1 protein-coding gene is annotated in these 881 nt (G+C 57.9%); it reads left to right on the top strand.

Features of this window, described 5'->3' with window-relative positions:
• The first annotated feature begins 31 nt into the window (after positions 1–31).
• Positions 32–844, top strand: coding sequence for a septum site-determining protein MinD (gene minD, locus IQK56_RS29935; protein WP_017737535.1), 813 nt, complete (start codon positions 32–34; stop codon positions 842–844).
• Positions 845–881: the final 37 nt, after the last annotated feature.

Here is an 881-nt window from a genome sequence, read left to right as displayed (position 1 = left end):
AAAAGTCCTTTTTCCTTAGGGGTGAAACACCTTGGCCAAGATTCTCGTGGTTACATCCGGCAAGGGTGGTGTGGGTAAGACCACCACCAGCGCCGCTATCGGTACCGGTCTCGCTCTGCGCGGCCACAAGACAGTCATCGTCGACTTCGACGTCGGTTTGCGTAACCTCGACCTGATCATGGGCTGCGAACGCCGCGTGGTGTATGACTTCGTCAACGTGGTGAACGGCGAAGCCAACCTGCAGCAGGCCCTGATCAAGGACAAGCGCCTTGAGAACCTGTACGTGCTGGCTGCCAGCCAGACCCGCGACAAAGACGCACTGACCAAGGAAGGCGTAGGCAAAGTCCTCGCTGAACTGAAGGAAACCTTCGAATACGTGGTGTGCGACTCCCCGGCCGGTATCGAAACCGGTGCTCACCTGGCGATGTACTTCGCCGATGAAGCCATCGTGGTGACCAACCCGGAAGTGTCCTCGGTACGTGACTCGGACCGCATGCTCGGCCTCCTGGCCAGCAAGTCCCAGCGCGCCGAAAAAGGCGAAGACCCGATCAAGGAGCACCTGCTGCTCACCCGTTACAACCCTGAGCGCGTCAGCAATGGCGAAATGCTCGGCGTTGAAGACGTCAAGGACATCCTCGCGGTTACCCTGCTGGGCGTGATCCCGGAATCCCAAGCCGTCCTGAAGGCTTCCAACCAGGGCGTGCCGGTGATTCTTGACGACCAGAGCGACGCCGGCCAGGCGTACAGCGATGCAGTTGATCGCTTGCTGGGCAAGACCGTGGAACATCGCTTCCTCGATGTAAAGAAGAAGGGATTCTTCGAGCGTATCTTTGGAGGCAACTAAACAATGAAATTTCTCGACTTCTTTCGCGCCAACAAAA

It is taken from the genome of Pseudomonas cyclaminis (genome assembly GCF_015163715.1).
Lineage (GTDB): Bacteria > Pseudomonadota > Gammaproteobacteria > Pseudomonadales > Pseudomonadaceae > Aquipseudomonas > Aquipseudomonas cyclaminis.
This window is presented reverse-complemented; position numbering and strand designations above follow the sequence as displayed.